The sequence below is a fragment of the Rhodococcus sp. H-CA8f genome (assembly GCF_002501585.1).
Taxonomy (GTDB): Bacteria; Actinomycetota; Actinomycetes; order Mycobacteriales; family Mycobacteriaceae; genus Rhodococcus_F; species Rhodococcus_F erythropolis.
In genome coordinates, this window is record NZ_CP023720.1 from 2,217,954 (window position 1) to 2,234,748 (window position 16,795).

Consider the following 16,795-nt stretch of genomic DNA (forward strand, 5'->3'; position numbering starts at 1 on the left):
ACTATCCACCGGCGGGAATCTGCTCGTCGGTGGCCGGGGTAGCGCCCGTGCCGTCCATCTGGATGGCGTCGGCGCCCGGAGGCGTCGGATCGAACGGCGACGTCGACGGGGTGAACAGCGGGTTGGTGCAGCTCGCTCCGACCTCGGGGTAGACGTTCGGGTTCTGGTTCAACGCGGTGATGAACTGATCGATGCGATCGTCGTCGGCCTTGTCGATCTCGAGGCGATGGCCCCACGACTGCAGAGAAATGGGGCTGCTCTGGCCGGGGAACGGCGACATCAGCATGTAGGACTTGCCGTTGACGCGTCCGGCGAGGCTGTCGATCTGGTCCTGGTCGACGAGATCGGGGTTGTACGTGATCCAGATGGCGCCGTGCTCGAGCGAGTGGACGGCGTTCTCGGTGCGAATCGGGTCGGCGTACACGGTTCCGGTGCAGTTCGCCCAGGTGGCGTCGTGCGGGCCACCGAACGGCGGGGTCTGGTCGTACGCCACGCGCTGAGTGGAATCGACGTGCTGGCCGGCCGGGTACTCGATCTTGAGGACGCCGTCGATCTTGTCGGACGGATCCTTGTTCTCGGAGCTGTACTTGTACGGCTCGAGGGCCTGCCGCTCCTCGACCTTGGGCCACAGATTGATACCGAGCACGGCGATGAGTGCGAGCACAGCCACACCGGCGCCGATCGACAGCCAGGGGATCTGGCGGGGAGCGGGGACGCCGCCCTTGCCCTTCTTGGCCGGCCGACTGTTCTTGTTGGCGGCCTTGATGGCCTTGGCTGATTTGGCCCCGGAGTTCTTGTTGGGACCGCGACTATCGGAACCGCTTGGCATCGATTGGGCTCTTTCGGTGTGTGGGCTTGAGGTGTGGCGCGCCCGCGCATGAAGGTACGCGGTGGTAGCTCGGGCATTACCACTGTACTTTCCGAGTCTGAGGGCAAACTTTGAGAGTGGCGTGCGACACGCCACAGCGGCCCCGCGCACGTTCACGGAGAGCGAGGCGTGAGGCGAGTCTCCACTTCCGGTGTGCAGGCAATAGGATGAATACCTGTGACTCCAGCTGACCTTGCCGAACTGCTCCGCGGAACCGCAGCGAGCGTCCTTGCCTATCGTGGCCTCGACGTATCCGTGCTGCCCGAAACCCTTACCGTCGAGCGACCACGCAACCCCGAGCACGGCGATTACGCCACCAACATTGCCATGCAGGTAGCCAAGAAGGTCGGCACCAATCCCCGCGAGCTGGCGGGCTGGATCGCCGAAGCCCTCACCGCTGCCGACGGAATCGAATCCGCCGAGATCGCCGGACCCGGCTTCCTCAACATTCGGTTGGACAAGGACGCCCAGGGCGCGATCGTCGTGTCGGTTCTCGAAGCCGGTGCGTCGTACGGCTCGGGTGACTCCCTCGCCGGCAAGAAGATCAACCTCGAATTCGTCTCGGCCAACCCCACCGGACCGATTCACCTCGGTGGAACCCGTTGGGCTGCAGTCGGAGACGCGCTCGGACGCATTCTGTCCGCGCAGGGTGGATTGGTCACACGTGAGTACTACTTCAACGATCACGGTGCCCAGATCGACCGCTTCTCGCGTTCACTGATCGCTGCAGCGAAGGGTGAACCTGCTCCGGAAGACGGTTACGCCGGTGCATACATCGCCGACATCGCCGCCTCGGTTCTGAAGCAGCGTCCCGACGTCATGGAGCTGCCCGCCGACGAGCAGCAGGAAACCTTCCGCGCCATCGGCGTCGAATTGATGTTCACGCACATCAAGCAGACCCTCCACGACTTCGGCGTCGACTTCGACGTCTACTTCCACGAGAACTCGCTCTTCGAATCCGGTGCGGTCGAGAAGGCCGTCGAATCCCTCAAGGGTTCGGGCAACCTCTTCCACGAAGACGGTGCGTGGTGGCTCAAGAGCACCGACTACGGCGACGACAAGGACCGCGTCGTCATCAAGAGCGACGGCAACGCCGCCTACATCGCCGGTGACATCGCCTACTTCCAGAACAAGCGCGCCCGCGGGTTCGACCTCTGCATCTACATGCTCGGTGCCGACCATCACGGATACATCGGCCGTCTCAAGGCTGCCGCGGCCGCATTCGGCGACGATCCGGACACCGTCGAGGTGCTGATCGGCCAGATGGTCAACCTCGTCAAGGACGGCACTGCCGTCAAGATGAGCAAGCGCGCAGGCACCGTCATCACCCTCGACGACCTCGTCGAGGCAATCGGCGTCGACGCCTCGCGTTACGTCATGATCCGCTCGTCGGTCGACTCGAGCATCGACATCGATCTCGACCTGTGGACCAAGACCAGCAGCGAGAACCCCGTCTACTACGTCCAGTACGCGCATGCACGCCTCTCGGCGATCGCTCGCAACGCCGCGGACCTCGGTCTGTCCGCCGACGCGAGCAACCTCGCCCTGCTCACCGTCGAGCAGGAGGGTGACCTCATCCGCACGATCGGCGAGTACCCACGCGTCGTGTCGAGCGCGGCGAATCTGCGTGAGCCGCACCGTATTGCCCGCTACCTCGAAGAACTCGCGGGTGCGTACCACCGCTTCTACGGCGCGTGCCGCATCCTTCCGCAAGGCGACGAAGACGCCACCGACGTGCACCGCGCGCGTCTGGCTCTCTGCGCCGCCACCCGACAGGTCCTGGCCAACGGCCTCGAACTGCTCGGCGTCACCGCACCGGAGCAAATGTGAACGCGCACCCCGCCGGCCCCAAGCATGCCGAGCAGTTGCAGGCCCCCGGCTTGCCCGACCGTCCTGCCAGCCCCGAAGCCTTCGGTGAACTCTCACCGCAGGTGTGGCCGCGCAACGCTTCTCGCGGCGACGACGGTGAAGTGACCCTCGCGGGTGTCAAGGTCGGTGAACTTGCCGAGAAGTACGGCACCCCGCTGTTCGTCATCGACGAGGACGACTTCCGCTCGCGTTGCCGCGACATGGCCCGCGCCTTCGGCCCGGATGCCAAGGTGCACTACGCATCCAAGGCATTCCTCTGTGGCGAGATCGCACGCTGGGTCGCCGACGAAGGCCTCTCGCTCGACGTCTGCTCCGGCGGCGAACTGGCGATCGCGTTGCACGCGGACTTCCCGGCCGAGCGAATTGCCATGCACGGCAACAACAAGTCAGTCGCCGAACTGGCCGCTGGTGTCGCCGCGGGCGTCGGACACGTCGTGCTCGACTCGGCGATCGAGATCGACCGACTCGATCGTGTCGCCGGTGAGGCCGGTGTCGTTCAGGACGTGTTGATCCGACTGACCGTCGGCGTCGAAGCGCATACCCACGAATTCATCTCCACCGCACACGAGGACCAGAAGTTCGGTTTCTCGCTGGCCGGGGGAGCCGCGATCGACGCGGTCCGTCGCGTCTTCGCTGCCGACAACTTGCGACTGGTCGGCCTGCACAGCCACATCGGTTCGCAGATCTTCGACGTCGACGGTTTCGAGGTGGCAGCGCACCGCGTGATCGGTTTGCTCCGCGACGTCGTCACCGAGTTCGGAGTCGAGAAGACCAAGCAGATTTCGATCATCGACCTCGGCGGCGGCATGGGGATCTCGTACATCCCCTCCGACGACCCGCCGCCCGTCGACGAACTGGCAGCAAAGCTCGGCCACATCGTGCGCAACGAGTCCGCACTGGCCGGATTGCCGGAGCCGACGCTTGCCGTCGAACCCGGCCGCGCCATCGCCGGACCTGGCACGGTGACGCTCTACGAGGTCGGCACCATCAAGGACGTCACGGTGGGTAGCTCGCTGACACGCCGCTACATCAGCGTCGACGGCGGGATGAGCGACAACATCCGCACGTCCCTCTACGGTGCGGAGTACGAAGCCAAGTTGGTTTCGCGAACTTCCGAGGCTGATCCCGTCGTTGCACGTATCGTCGGTAAGCACTGCGAGTCCGGTGACGTGGTCATTCGGGACACCTGGATGCCCGAGGACGTCGGGCCCGGTGATTTACTAGCGGTAGCAGCGACCGGTGCATACTGCTATTCGATGTCGAGCAGGTACAACCTGCTCACCCGCCCAGCCGTGGTGGCGGTGCGTGACGGAGTCTCACGCGTGATTCTGCGGAGGGAAACAGTGGAAGATCTGCTCAGCTTGGAGGTATCGCAGTGACGAGCGAATCGGCGCATCGCGCTATCGGTGTGGCCGTTCTCGGCCTCGGCAACGTCGGGAGCGAGGTCGTCCGGATCATTCGTGAGCAGGCCGAGGAACTCGAAGCTCGCGTCGGCGCCCCGTTGGAACTGCGGGGAGTTGCCGTCCGCCGTATCGGCTCGGACCGCGGAATTCCCGAGGAACTGCAGACGACGGACGCCGAGTCCCTGGTCGGTCGTGACGACGTCGACATCGTGGTCGAGGTGATCGGCGGAATCGAGCTCCCTCGCAAGCTGATTCTCTCTTCCCTCAACTCCGGTAAGTCGGTCGTGACCGCCAACAAGGCGCTGCTCGCGGACCACACCGGTGAATTGGCGGAGGCTGCAGAGGCCAACTCTGTCGACCTGTACTTCGAGGCCGCTGTTGCCGGTGCGATCCCCGTGATCCGCCCGCTCACACAGTCGTTGGCCGGAGACCGTGTCAACAAGGTCGCCGGAATCGTGAACGGCACCACCAACTTCATCCTCTCCGCGATGGACGAGACCGGCGCCGACTACGAGGAGACCCTCGCCGAAGCCGGACGCCTCGGATACGCGGAAGCCGACCCGACCGCGGACGTCGAAGGCTACGACGCCGCGGCGAAGGCTGCGATCCTCGCGTCGATCGCGTTCCACACCCGCGTCACTGCCGCGGACGTGTACCGCGAAGGAATCTCCACGATCACCTCCGCCGACCTGGCGTCGGCGAAGGCACTCGACTGCACGATCAAGTTGCTCTCGATCTGCGAGCGCATCGTCACGCCCAAGGGCAAGGAGCGGATTTCCGCTCGCGTGTACCCGGCGCTGGTTCCGCTCAGCCATCCGCTGGCCTCGGTCAACGGCGCGTTCAACGCCGTTGTCGTGGAAGCAGAGAACGCCGGCCGGCTCATGTTCTACGGCCAGGGCGCTGGCGGCGCCCCCACCGCTTCCGCGGTGATGGGTGACCTGGTGATGGCGGCGCGCAACAAGGTTCACGGCGGCCGCGGCCCCCGCGAGTCCAAGTACGCCAAGCTCAAGGTCGCCCCGATGGGCGACATCCTCACGCGCTACTACGTGAACATGGAGGTCGCGGACAAGGAAGGTGTGCTGTCCGCAGTCGCCGCCGAGTTCGCCAAGCACGGCGTGAGCATCTCCGTCGTCCGCCAGGAGGGCGCCGGCGCCGGCGCGCGTCTGGTGGTCGTCACTCATGTAGCAACCGACGCGGCTCTCTCCGAGACCGTGGCGGCCCTCAACGAACTCGAATTCGTCACCGCTGTGACCAGCGTGCTGCGACTGGAAGGCACTGAACAATGACCGGCATCGTCAACCCCGTCCACAAGGCATGGCCGGGTCTCATCGAGGCATACCGGGACCGTCTCGCGATCGGTGACAACTGGAAGACCGTCACCCTGCGCGAAGGCGGCACCCCGCTCCTGCCGGCCGGCCACCTCTCCGAGATCACCGGCTGCGACGTCTACCTCAAGGTTGAGGGTCTCAACCCCACCGGTTCCTTCAAGGACCGCGGCATGACGATGGCCGTCACCGACGCCTTGGCCCGTGGCCAGCGCGCAGTTCTGTGCGCGTCCACCGGCAACACCTCCGCCTCGGCCGCTGCGTATGCAGCCAAGGCAGGCATGACCTGCGCCGTGCTCATCCCGCAGGGCAAGATCGCCATGGGCAAGCTTGCGCAGGCAGTCATGCACGGCGCCAAGATCATTCAGGTCCAGGGCAACTTCGACGACTGCCTCGAACTGGCACGCAAGACCACGGCGGAATTCCCCACCATCGGTCTGGTCAACTCCGTCAACCCGGTGCGCATCGAAGGTCAGAAGACCGCGGCATTCGAGATCATGGACGTGCTCGGCAAGGCTCCCGACGTGCACGCTCTCCCGGTCGGAAACGCAGGAAACATCACCGCGTACTGGCGCGGATACTCCGAGTACTACGCCGACGGTCTGACCATGGTCAAGCCCCGCATGCTCGGCGTCCAGGCAGCCGGTGCGGCTCCGCTGGTCAACGGCGCACCCGTCAAGGACCCCGAAACCATCGCTACCGCAATCCGAATCGGTTCCCCCGCTTCCTGGAACGGTGCTGTCGCCGCGAAGGAAGAGTCGAACGGTGCATTCCGTGCCGCCACCGACGAGAAGATCCTCGAGGCTTACCGTCTGATCGCCGCCACCGAGGGCGTCTTCGTCGAACCGGCGTCGGCAGCCAGTGTCGCCGGCCTGCTCGCCGCACGTGCAGAGGGCTGGCTCGAGCCGGGCCTGACCGTCGTGTGCACGGTGACCGGTAACGGTCTCAAGGATCCTGACACGGCTTTGAAGGGTATGCCGAACGTCGAGCCGATCGGTGTCGATCCCGTTGCCGTCGCGGCTGCCCTCGAGCTTGCATAGTGTCCGTGGATTCATCGACCACTCCGCGGAATCCGGTGTCTGACATGACTATAACCCTGCCTATCGGCCTTTCGGTGACTGCTCGCGTCCCGGCCTCGAGTGCAAACTTGGGGCCGGGGTTCGACACCCTCGGTCTGGCGTTGGGGTTGTACGACGAAATCGTGGTCACCACAACGGATTCGGGCCTTCAGATTCGCGTCGAAGGTGAAGGCGCTGCCGACGTACCTTGGGGTCCTTCGCATCTCGTAGTTCGCGCTATCGAACGCGGTCTCGAAGCGGCCGGGGTGTGGGCCAGTGGCCTGGACGTGTTGTGCCGCAACGCGATCCCGCACTCGCGCGGGTTGGGATCCTCGGCTTCTGCGGCTGTCGGCGGACTGGCAGCAGCCAACGGTCTTGCGCGCGCACTCGATGCCGAGATCGGCTTGACGGAAGAGCAGTTGGTTCAACTCTCGTCCGAGTTCGAAGGTCACCCGGACAATGCGTCTGCCAGTGTTCTCGGTGGCGCAGTCGTCTCGTGGAGTTGCCCACCGGCCGTCGAAGGCGACGAGCCGATCTACTCCGCGGCGAAACTCGATGTCCATCCCGACATCCGTGCTGTGGCACTGGTTCCCGAGGAGCGGTCGTCCACCGCACACACTCGTGGCCTCCTGCCCGAATTGGTTCCGCACCAGGATGCCTCGTTCAACGCGAGCCGCAGCGCGCTGGCTGTCGTTGCGCTCACTGCTCGGCCCGATCTGTTGATGGCAGCCACCGAGGATCGCCTGCATCAGGCGCAGCGCGCACCCGCACTGCCGCTCACGACGCGATGGATCGGGATCCTGCGCGAGGCGGGCATTGCCGCGACCGTTTCGGGAGCAGGCCCCACCGTGTTGGCGCTCAGCACAGAGCCTTTCCCCGTCGAGCTCGCCGAAGCGGCGCGGGCAGACGGACTACGTGTGCTCGAATTGGACATCGCCGACGGCGTCGAAGTATCCACGACGACGGTCTGATCCCTGCCTTGGTCCTGGTGATCGCCCACTACCGATCGGTAGTGAACTGACACACCCAGTCGTCCAAATTCTTGCCGGACTCAGGTTTGGACGCTATCCTGGGCTATGTCCGTACATCGTGCGCGTCAGTCGCCGGTGCATCACCAGGGGGCAAAACTCCTTCCCAATCGGGGTCCACAGTCCTTGGCATGATTCTCGCAGGCATGATCCTCACGCTTGTACCTTCTCCGAAGGTTTGAATCCTCCGCGGATCGAACACTCAGAGGTTCCATATCTCTGGGGTTCAACACACGGGGGAGTGAATCGTCGACGAAGGCGCGTTGGGCAGGTTTGCGAGCGCATGAAAAGTTTGAGGCGAGAGTTTCCGACAATCATGTGACGGCGGACAAGCCGGCAGTTCTGGACAGCAACCACGTACGGCACCACCGAGTTCGGTATTCAATCGAACTGCGGGACGAACCCTCGACTTTGCGCAGTGCGAGTGAGGGAAGGAAAGGACCTCCGTGACCGATACGGACCTCATCGCCATTTCTGCACCCGCCGGGTCGGAATCAGGCGACAATTCTCAGGCGTCATCTTCAGCATCGAACGGTGCGGTGGCGACCTCCACGAAGCGTGCCGAGACGCGCCGTGGTGCCGGACTCTCCGGCATGGTGCTCACCGAACTCCGCACTCTTGCGGGTGAACTGGGCATCAAAGGCACTTCCGGCATGCGCAAGGGCGACCTGATCGCAGCCATCAAGGAGCGCCAGGGCGGCAGCGCAAAGGCTGCACCCGCACAGAGCGAACTCACTCTCGACGACGCACCCGTTGCGCGCACTCGTGCCAAGAGCGCCCGCGCCGCACGCACCGAAACCCCCGCAGCCGAAACGGCTCCCGCGGGAGAATCCGCTCCTGCCGAGGCAGCGCCTGCGCGTACCGAATCCGCCGAGGATTCCGATCAGAGCGCACCCCGTCGTGGACGTCAGCGTCGCGGCGCCGCTCGTCGTGCAGGTTCACCCGACCAGGGTGAACTGAGCATCGAGCAGGACACTCCTTCGGCAAAGTCCGACGCGGACACCTCGAAGGCTGTCGATACCTCGAAGGTCGCCGAGACCGCCAAGGTTGAGGCCCCGGCCGAGCGTTCTGCGCGCACCGAGGGCAAGTCCGACGCTGATCAGGCTCCCGCCGAGCAGGGCAACGAGCGTCCCCGCCGCGAGCGCAACCGGGACAATCAGGGCCAGCGCGACAATCAGGGCCAGCGCGAGAACCAGGGCCAGCGCGAGAACCAGGGCAACCGGGGTAACCAGGATCGCCAGGACCGTCAGGATCGCGGCAATCAGAACAACGCCGGCCAGAACAACGCCGGTCCGCGTACGGACAACCGCAACAACGGACCGGACGACGACGAAGAGGGTGGACGCGGACGCCGCGGACGCCGTTTCCGCGAGCGCCGTGGCCGTGGTCGCGACCGCGGTGAGGGTGGCGCACCCAACGATTCGCGTGAGACCGAAATCCGCGAGGACGACGTCCTTCAGCCGGTCGCCGGCATCCTCGACGTGCTCGACAATTACGCCTTCGTGCGTACGTCCGGGTACCTCGCCGGTCCCAACGACGTCTACGTCTCCATGAACCTGATCCGCAAGAACGGCCTTCGCCGTGGCGACGCCATCACCGGTGCCGTCCGCGTCTCGCGTGACGGTGAGCAGGGCAGCCAGCGTCAGAAGTTCAACCCGCTGGTCCGCATCGACACGGTCAACGGCGGCGACGTCGAGGCCGCGAAGAAGCGCCCCGAGTTCAACAAGCTCACGCCGCTGTACCCGAACCAGCGTCTGCGCCTCGAGACCGAGCAGCACATTCTCACCACGCGTGTCATCGACCTGGTGATGCCCATCGGTAAGGGCCAGCGCGCCCTCATCGTGAGCCCGCCCAAGGCCGGTAAGACCAGCGTGTTGCAGGCGATCGCGAATGCCGTCGCCACCAACAATCCTGAGTGCTACCTGATGGTCATCCTCGTGGACGAGCGTCCCGAGGAAGTGACCGACATGCAGCGCAGCGTGAAGGGTGAGGTCATTTCCTCCACCTTCGACCGCCCGCCGGGAGATCACACCGCAGTTGCCGAGCTGGCAATCGAGCGTGCGAAGCGCCTGGTCGAGATGGGTAAGGACGTCGTCGTATTGCTCGACTCCATCACGCGTCTGGGTCGTGCGTACAACAACTCCTCGCCGGCGTCCGGACGCATCCTCTCCGGTGGTGTCGACTCGACGGCGCTCTACCCGCCGAAGCGTTTCCTCGGCGCTGCCCGCAACATCGAGAACGGCGGATCGCTCACCATCATCGCCACCGCGATGGTCGAGACCGGATCCACCGGCGACACCGTGATCTTCGAAGAGTTCAAGGGCACCGGCAACGCCGAGCTCAAGCTCGATCGCAAGATCGCCGAACGCCGCGTGTTCCCGGCCGTGGACGTCAACCCGTCCAGCACGCGTAAGGACGAGCTGCTCCTGAGCCCGGACGAAGCTGCTGTGCTGCACAAGCTCCGCCGCGTCCTGTCCGGTCTGGACTCGCATCAGGCCATCGATCTGCTGATCGATCGACTGAAGAAGAGCAAGAACAACCTCGAGTTCCTGATGCAGGTCTCCAAGACCGCACCGGGTGCGATCGACGACTGATCGACTCGACGTAAAAAGGCCCACAACCAGCTGGTTGTGGGCCTTTTGCGTGGGCGGAACAAAACCGAGGGGCAGTGCGTTGACAACTTCGTACAGCCACCCCGAGGCGTGCGAGACGCGGATTATCTGGTGAGGTACCGCATCTGGCATACTGAACGGCCGAGTCCGGTTCCGGTTCACGATGTCGATTGGCGACGTCGACCCGGCGACCATTGAAAGGGACACCATGAAGGCAGGAATCCACCCAACCTACGTAGCGACCACCGTCGTCTGCGGTTGCGGTAACACGTTCGAGACCCACAGCACCAAGGAGTCCGGACGCATCAACGTCGAGGTTTGCTCGCAGTGCCACCCGTTCTACACGGGCAAGCAGAAGATTCTCGACACCGGTGGACGCGTCGCTCGCTTCGAGGCTCGCTACGGCAAGCGCGCAGACAGCAAGGTCCCGGCCACCGAGTCCTAGCTGTTCCGCCGACGCCCGATCTGCCATGCGCAGATCGGGCGTCGGCTTTTTTGTGCCTGCACTCGGTTTGCGCGTTTCCCGGGTCCCGGCGTCGAAATACCTTCAAGCGCGCACCGTAGGAATCGAAACTCAGAGCGGAGCGAACCATGGCAGGCGCAACCCAGCCCTCGGCCATCGACGACATCTTGGCGGAGCACGCCGGTCTCGAAGCGCAGATGTCCGATCCGGCGCTGCACAACGACCCTGCCGCTGCCAGGCGCGTCGGTAAGCGGTTCTCCGAGCTCTCGCCGATCATGTCGACGTACAACAAGCTCACGGCTGCGCAGGACGATCTGGAAGCTGCGCGCGAACTCGCCGCCGACGATTCCAGCTTCGCCGCCGAGATCCCCGATCTCGAAGCCGAGGTCGCGCAGCTCGAGCAGACGCTGACCGATCAGTTGGCGCCGCGTGATCCGCATGACGGCGACGACATCGTCCTCGAAGTGAAGTCCGGTGAGGGCGGCGAAGAATCCGCGCTCTTCGCCTCGGACCTGGCCCGCATGTACGTCCGCTACGCGGAACGGCACGGCTGGCGCGTCGAGATCCTCGACGCGACGGTCTCCGATCTCGGCGGATACAAGGAAGCCACGCTGTCGATCAAGAGCAAGTCAGACACCCCGGACGGAGTGTGGGCGAGGCTCAAGTTCGAGGGCGGGGTTCACCGCGTCCAGCGAGTGCCCGTCACCGAATCCCAGGGACGCGTTCACACTTCGGCCGCCGGCGTTCTGGTCTACCCGGAGCCCGAAGAGGTCGAGCAGGTCCAGATCGACGAGAGTGACCTGCGTATCGACGTCTACCGTTCGTCCGGCAAGGGCGGTCAGGGCGTCAACACCACCGACTCCGCGGTTCGAATCACGCACCTTCCGACCGGCATCGTCGTCACCTGCCAGAACGAGCGCTCGCAGCTCCAGAACAAGGCGCGTGCCATGCAGGTGCTTGCAGCCCGTTTGCAGGTAGTCGCCGAGGAAGCCGCGGACGCAGAAGCGTCGGCAGGTCGCCAGAGTCAGGTTCGGACGGTGGACCGTTCGGAGCGCATCCGCACCTACAACTTCCCTGAGAACCGCATCACCGATCACCGCATCGGATTCAAGTCGCACAACCTCGACGCAGTGCTCGACGGTGAGCTCGACGCACTTCTCGACGCATTGGGCAAGGCGGACCGAGAGGCGCGTCTCGCGGCCGAGTAGATGCAGACCATGACTGACCTCCATCCCGCCGGGAACTCGGTGAACCGCGTGTCGGTCGAGCGTGGCAGGCTGTACCCGTGAGTCGACTTCCACTTCGTTTGGCGCTGATCGAAGCTGCAAAACAGCTCGACGCCGCAGGTGTGCCCAGCCCACGCACCGACGCCGAGTTGTTGGCATCCCACCTGCTCGGCGTCGAACGCACGCGTCTCGGGCTGATTCCGTTGGTCGATCCCGAGGTCATCGCGGCGTTCGACGAGTTGGTTGCGCAACGCGTGAAGCGGATTCCGTTGCAGCACATCATCGGAGTCGCATCGATGGGCAACATCGACGTCGCTGTCGGTCCGGGTGTCTTCATTCCGCGGCCCGAAACCGAATTGCTCATGGGTTGGGCGCTCTCGTTCCTCGAAGGTTGCGGAAGCAAGCCGCCGGTAGTTCTGGACCTGTGCACGGGATCGGGTGTACTCGCGCTGTCCATCGCCGAGGCCCGTCCAGACGCCGTCGTTCACGCCGTGGAGAAAGAGCCCGCCGCGTTGGCGTGGGCGCGTCGTAATGCTGCCGACCGCGAGGCCGCCGGTGATACACCGATCCATCTGCATCAGGGCGATGTCACTGATCGGAACCTGTTGCCAGGGCTCGAGGGCGGCGTCGATCTGGTCGTGTCCAATCCGCCGTACATCCCCGAAGGCGCGCAATTGCAGCCTGAGGTCATGGATTACGACCCGCACACCGCGTTGTTCGGTGGCGCCGACGGTCTGTCCGTCATCAAACCCATGATCAGCAACATCGCGAGGTGGCTTCGAATCGGCGGCGCGGCAGGCATCGAGCACGACGACACCAACGGCGACGGCGTCGCTGCGCTGTTCTCGGCGCGCCGGGTATTCGGCGACGTTGCACAGCATCCCGATCTTGCCGGTCGTCCGCGTTTCGTCGTCGCGAGACGTGTCGCCACCGACGTGGAAGCGCAGCGGAATCGAACGCCCGAAGTGCAGAGTGAAAGGATGGCTGAGTGAGCACCGTGTACGACTGCAGTCAGACAGATTCCCGAACCGCAGGCTTGGCCGCCGCGAAGAACGCGCTCAAGGCCGGCCGACTCGTAGTTCTCCCTACCGACACCCTTTACGGACTCGCCGCGGACGCGTTCGACAGCGAAGCTGTCACGAGTCTGTTGCGCGCCAAGGGACGCGGGCGAGACATGCCCGTCCCGGTACTGGTCGGATCGTGGAACACCATCGACGGGCTCGTCTACAGCGTGCGCCCCCAGGCGCGGGATCTGATCCGCGCGTTCTGGCCCGGCGGACTGAGCTTGGTCGTCGAGCAGGCGCCTTCACTTGCCTGGGACCTCGGTGATACCCGCGGAACCGTCATGCTCCGCATGCCGCTGCACCCGGTTGCCCTCGAACTGTTGCGCGATGTCGGACCGCTTGCCGTCTCGAGCGCCAACATTTCGGGGCGTCCGCCGGCAACTACCGTCGAGGAAGCCCGAGATCAGCTCGGCGGATCTGCCAGCGTGTATCTCGACGGAGGCAAGGCCGAACACGCCGTTGCTTCCACGATCGTCGACCTGACCGGCAATTCACCGCGTATCTTGCGAGTGGGTGCCGTCTCGGCAGAATCCATCGCCGAGGTATTGGGCACCAGTCCGGAAAGCCTCGTAGAGGGAGTTTCGTAACGATGGTCGGCGCCGGCGGCGAGCGCGCGGGGGAATCCACGTATTGGGGACCGGATTTCGGTGAGCTTGCCACGGCGGACCCCGAGATCGCGGCTGTTGCGCTGGCCGAACTCGAGCGTCAGCGCGGCGGGCTTCAACTCATCGCGAGCGAGAACTTCACCAGCCCCTCGGTACTGGCTGCCTTGGGTTCGACCCTGAGCAACAAGTACGCCGAGGGCTATCCGGGTCGGCGTTACTACGGCGGGTGCGAGTACGTCGACGTAGCCGAGAATCTGGCGATCGACCGGGCAAAGGCACTGTTCGGCGCCGAGCACGTCAACGTCCAGCCGCATTCGGGGGCCACCGCGAATCTCGCGGTGTACGCCGCATTCGCCAAGCCCGGCGACACCGTATTGGCGATGAGTTTGCCGCACGGTGGGCATCTGACTCACGGGTCTCGGGTCAGCTTTTCGGGGCAGTGGTTCACCACCGTTCCCTATCACGTCGATTCGGCCACCGAATTGATCGACTACGACGAGGTTCGCACCCTGGCTCTGGCGCGCAAACCGAAAATCATCATCGCCGGCGCGACCGCGTACTCCCGAACCATCGACTTCGCAGCCTTCCGGTCGATCGCGGACGAGGTCGGTGCGATCCTGTGGGTCGATGCCGCCCACTTCATCGGACTCGTGGCAGGCCGGGCGATACCGTCGTGTGTTCCGTATGCCGACGTGGTCTCCGCGACGACGCACAAGGTCCTCAGAGGCCCGCGCGGCGGAATGATCTTGTGCCGCAGCGAGCATGCCACGGCTGTCGATCGCGCGGTGTTCCCCTTCATTCAAGGCGGCCCGATGATGCATGCGATCGCTGCGAAGGCGGTTGCCTTCAAAGAAGCGTCGACGCCGGAATATCGTTGGTATGCACAGGAAGTGGTTGCCAATGCGTCGGCGCTCGCGCAGTCGTTGGAAGCTCGCGGCCTGCGCACCGTGTCCGGTGGAACCGACACGCATCTGGCGCTTCTCGATCTGCGCGCAAGCGGTGTCACCGGCGTCGACGCCGAGCGTAGGTGCGGACTGGCTTCGATCACGCTCAACAAGAACGCGATTCCGTTCGATCCGCAGTCGCCGGCCGTCACGTCCGGAATCCGCGTCGGATCCGCGGCCGTGACGACCCAGGGGTTCAACAGTTCCGACATGAGCGTCGTGGGGGAGTTGATCGCGCGTGCAGTCGTAGCGGATCCAGCCACCACGTCGGGGGAGGCCGAGTTGGCATCGGTTGCCGACGGCGTTCGCGAACTGGTACGGGCAAAACCTGCCTATCCCCGCCGGACGGGTGATCTCGCGCAGTGATCACTTCGTACGAGGCGACCACATATCTGGCACAGGGTGGCGGGGGAGCGGGTGTGCCCATCCGTGAACTGTTGCTCGTGCTGTGTACGGCGGCGGTAGTGACATACCTGGCGACTGGCGCAGTCCGGTTGTTGGCGCTGCGGTTCGGCGCAGTCGCGATTCCTCGTGATCGGGACGTTCACGTCGAGCCGATTCCGCGCCTCGGTGGCGTCGGAATGTATATCGGCATGGTTGTCGGTCTGCTGTTTGCGCAGCAATTACCGGCGCTCACAAGAGGTTTCGGCTTCGGTAGTCCAGATGTACACGCTGCGCTCGTAGCGGGCGCCGTCATCGTCCTCGTGGGCGTGATCGACGACAGGTGGGGCCTCGACGCTCTCACCAAGTTCGTGGGTCAGGTGACTGCTGCCGGAGTGCTTGTGGTGATGGGCGTCAGTTGGTTCATCATCTACAACCCTTTCGGTGGTGACGGTGGGTCCACGATCATCCTCGATCAGATTCAATCGGGACTGTTCACGGTGGCTATCGCCGTGGCGACCATCAACGCGATGAACTTCGTCGACGGTCTCGACGGATTGGCCGCCGGTTTGGGCCTCATCGCGGCCTTGGCGATCCTCATCTTCTCGATCGGTCTGCTCCACGATCAGGGCGGCGACGCGAGTGTCTACCCGCCGGCGATGATCGCGGCGGCCTTGGCAGGCGCTTGTCTCGGTTTTCTTCCGCATAACTTCAATCCAGCGCGCATTTTCATGGGCGATTCCGGGTCGATGTTGATCGGTCTCATGCTTGCCGCGATCTCCACCAGTGCATCCGGTCGTATTCCGCTCACTGCTTACGGAACCCGCGACCTGGTCGGCCTCCTCGCGCCGTTGTTGCTGGTCGGTGCTGTGATGTTCATCCCGATGCTGGACATGCTCCTGGCCGTGATCCGCCGGACTAAAGCGGGCGTCAGTCCGTTCAGTCCGGACAAGATGCACCTGCATCATCGCCTCCTGCAAATCGGACACACGCACCGACGGGTTGTGCTGGTCATCTACCTGTGGGTCAGCGTTCTGGCTTTCGGTGCCGTCGGATCCTCGCTGCTCAATCGACAGCTGGTTGTCGTACTGGTTGCGGCCGGGTTGGTCATTGCCTTGTTCTTCACGGCGGTGCCGTCCCTGATCGATCGCAAGCAACAGCGTCGCTAGCCAAGTTTCCCGATCCATTACCCTTGGGCATCGTGACGAACACGCCGCAGCCTGTACCTGCCTCGCAACCCATCCCTGATTCGACCGCCGCCATGAAGTCGGCCGTGAAGTGGGGTGTGATGGGGCTGATCGCGCTGGCCGTGGTCGGCGCGCTCCTGGGCGGGCTCTTCGCCGGCAAGGAAGGCGTCTACGGAGCCCTGATAGGCGCAGCCGTCGGCGGCGGGTTCATCCTGTTCACGGCGCTGGGCGTGCTACTCACAGCGAAGTTGCCTGCGCTCACGGCCGGCGCAGTTCTTCTCGGCACGTGGCTGCTGAAGATGATTCTCGCGATGGTTGTTCTCTTTGTCCTCTCGGACATGGATTTCTACAACAAGACCGCTCTCGTCCTGGTCATCATCATGTCGCTGGTCGTCGTGCTCGGCGCGGAGACATACGGCGTTCTCGGAACCAAAACTCCGTACGTCGATCCCACTCCCAGCAGCAACGTCGACGACGACGAGTAGTACTACAAGAGGTAACTAATCGGACTTCCAGGTACCCCATCTACACAATGTCGTAGATGACTTGATAAGGTTCGGTTCAAGCGAGAGCAATGGTGGGCCGAGTAACACTCAGCCGACGATGCCATGTGCTCGCAGGTGGTCGAAATTCTGACCACTGAGTCGACGAGAGTCGCCGACACCGACAGACGCCAGGCCCCTCTAGGGTTCTCCAGCTGCTGACGAATGCGCGAGTCGAACTTGTCGACTTGTAGATCGTCAATGTCCGATCGAACCGCAG

14 protein-coding genes are annotated in these 16,795 nt (G+C 64.2%); 13 read left to right on the forward strand and 1 reads right to left on the reverse strand.

The window, feature by feature from the left end; translation table 11 throughout:
• Position 1: 1 nt before the first annotated feature.
• Positions 2-829, reverse strand: coding sequence for a DUF3105 domain-containing protein (locus CPI83_RS10565; protein ID WP_021334274.1), 828 nt, complete (start codon positions 827-829; stop codon positions 2-4).
• A gap of 216 nt (positions 830-1,045) precedes the next feature.
• Between CPI83_RS10565 and argS the strand changes: the two genes are divergently transcribed.
• The 13 genes from argS to CPI83_RS10630 all read left to right on the forward strand — a co-directional run bounded on the left by argS (position 1,046) and on the right by CPI83_RS10630 (position 16,518).
• Positions 1,046-2,698 (forward strand): arginine--tRNA ligase, encoded by a 1,653-nt coding sequence (gene argS, locus CPI83_RS10570; RefSeq protein ID WP_097387197.1) that lies wholly within the window; start codon positions 1,046-1,048, stop codon positions 2,696-2,698.
• Complete coding sequence (lysA, locus tag CPI83_RS10575) at positions 2,695-4,116, forward strand: diaminopimelate decarboxylase (protein ID WP_019749182.1); 1,422 nt, start codon at positions 2,695-2,697, stop codon at positions 4,114-4,116. Before argS ends, lysA begins: the two co-directional genes overlap by 4 nt.
• Positions 4,113-5,426, forward strand: a complete 1,314-nt coding sequence (locus CPI83_RS10580; protein ID WP_007726192.1) for a homoserine dehydrogenase — start codon at positions 4,113-4,115, stop codon at positions 5,424-5,426. The genes lysA and CPI83_RS10580 overlap by 4 nt, the downstream gene beginning before the upstream one ends.
• The gene (gene thrC / locus CPI83_RS10585) at positions 5,423-6,505 is read left to right on the forward strand and encodes a threonine synthase (RefSeq protein ID WP_097387198.1); all 1,083 of its coding nucleotides are present in this window, start codon (positions 5,423-5,425) and stop codon (positions 6,503-6,505) included. Before CPI83_RS10580 ends, thrC begins: the two co-directional genes overlap by 4 nt.
• A gap of 44 nt (positions 6,506-6,549) precedes the next feature.
• Positions 6,550-7,494, forward strand: coding sequence for a homoserine kinase (gene thrB, locus CPI83_RS10590; RefSeq protein ID WP_007726194.1), 945 nt, complete (start codon positions 6,550-6,552; stop codon positions 7,492-7,494).
• A 503-nt stretch (positions 7,495-7,997) separates the two neighbouring features.
• Positions 7,998-10,145 carry a transcription termination factor Rho gene (gene rho / locus CPI83_RS10595; RefSeq protein ID WP_097387199.1) on the forward strand — a complete coding sequence of 716 codons (2,148 nt, stop codon included), beginning with the start codon at positions 7,998-8,000 and terminating at the stop codon, positions 10,143-10,145.
• Positions 10,146-10,371: 226 nt separating this feature from the next.
• On the forward strand, positions 10,372-10,608 hold the full coding sequence (gene rpmE / locus CPI83_RS10600; RefSeq protein WP_003941310.1) for a 50S ribosomal protein L31: 237 nt from the start codon (positions 10,372-10,374) through the stop codon (positions 10,606-10,608).
• Positions 10,609-10,754: 146 nt separating this feature from the next.
• On the forward strand, positions 10,755-11,834 hold the full coding sequence (gene prfA / locus CPI83_RS10605; RefSeq protein ID WP_003941341.1) for a peptide chain release factor 1: 1,080 nt from the start codon (positions 10,755-10,757) through the stop codon (positions 11,832-11,834).
• Positions 11,835-11,911: 77 nt separating this feature from the next.
• The gene (prmC, locus tag CPI83_RS10610; protein WP_019749178.1) at positions 11,912-12,844 is read left to right on the forward strand and encodes a peptide chain release factor N(5)-glutamine methyltransferase; all 933 of its coding nucleotides are present in this window, start codon (positions 11,912-11,914) and stop codon (positions 12,842-12,844) included.
• Complete coding sequence (locus CPI83_RS10615) at positions 12,841-13,503, forward strand: L-threonylcarbamoyladenylate synthase (RefSeq protein WP_003941345.1); 663 nt, start codon at positions 12,841-12,843, stop codon at positions 13,501-13,503. Before prmC ends, CPI83_RS10615 begins: the two co-directional genes overlap by 4 nt.
• Before the next feature lie 2 nt (positions 13,504-13,505).
• The gene (gene glyA / locus CPI83_RS10620; protein WP_097387200.1) at positions 13,506-14,831 is read left to right on the forward strand and encodes a serine hydroxymethyltransferase; all 1,326 of its coding nucleotides are present in this window, start codon (positions 13,506-13,508) and stop codon (positions 14,829-14,831) included.
• Positions 14,828-16,015 carry an MraY family glycosyltransferase gene (locus tag CPI83_RS10625; protein WP_019749176.1) on the forward strand — a complete coding sequence of 396 codons (1,188 nt, stop codon included), beginning with the start codon at positions 14,828-14,830 and terminating at the stop codon, positions 16,013-16,015. Before glyA ends, CPI83_RS10625 begins: the two co-directional genes overlap by 4 nt.
• A gap of 92 nt (positions 16,016-16,107) precedes the next feature.
• A complete protein-coding gene (locus CPI83_RS10630) occupies positions 16,108-16,518 on the forward strand; it encodes a hypothetical protein (protein WP_020970050.1) in 411 nt (136 codons plus the stop codon).
• Positions 16,519-16,795 lie beyond the last annotated feature (277 nt).

Coding starts and splice junctions, on each gene's coding strand:
- thrB (WP_007726194.1), top strand. CDS start 6,550: ATGACTATAACCCTGCCTATCGGCCTTTCGGTGACTGCTCGCGTCCCG.
- rpmE (WP_003941310.1), top strand. CDS start 10,372: ATGAAGGCAGGAATCCACCCAACCTACGTAGCGACCACCGTCGTCTGC.
- prfA (WP_003941341.1), top strand. CDS start 10,755: ATGGCAGGCGCAACCCAGCCCTCGGCCATCGACGACATCTTGGCGGAG.
- CPI83_RS10565 (WP_021334274.1), bottom strand. CDS start 829: ATGCCAAGCGGTTCCGATAGTCGCGGTCCCAACAAGAACTCCGGGGCC.
- glyA (WP_097387200.1), top strand. CDS start 13,506: ATGGTCGGCGCCGGCGGCGAGCGCGCGGGGGAATCCACGTATTGGGGA.
- thrC (WP_097387198.1), top strand. CDS start 5,423: ATGACCGGCATCGTCAACCCCGTCCACAAGGCATGGCCGGGTCTCATC.
- CPI83_RS10630 (WP_020970050.1), top strand. CDS start 16,108: ATGAAGTCGGCCGTGAAGTGGGGTGTGATGGGGCTGATCGCGCTGGCC.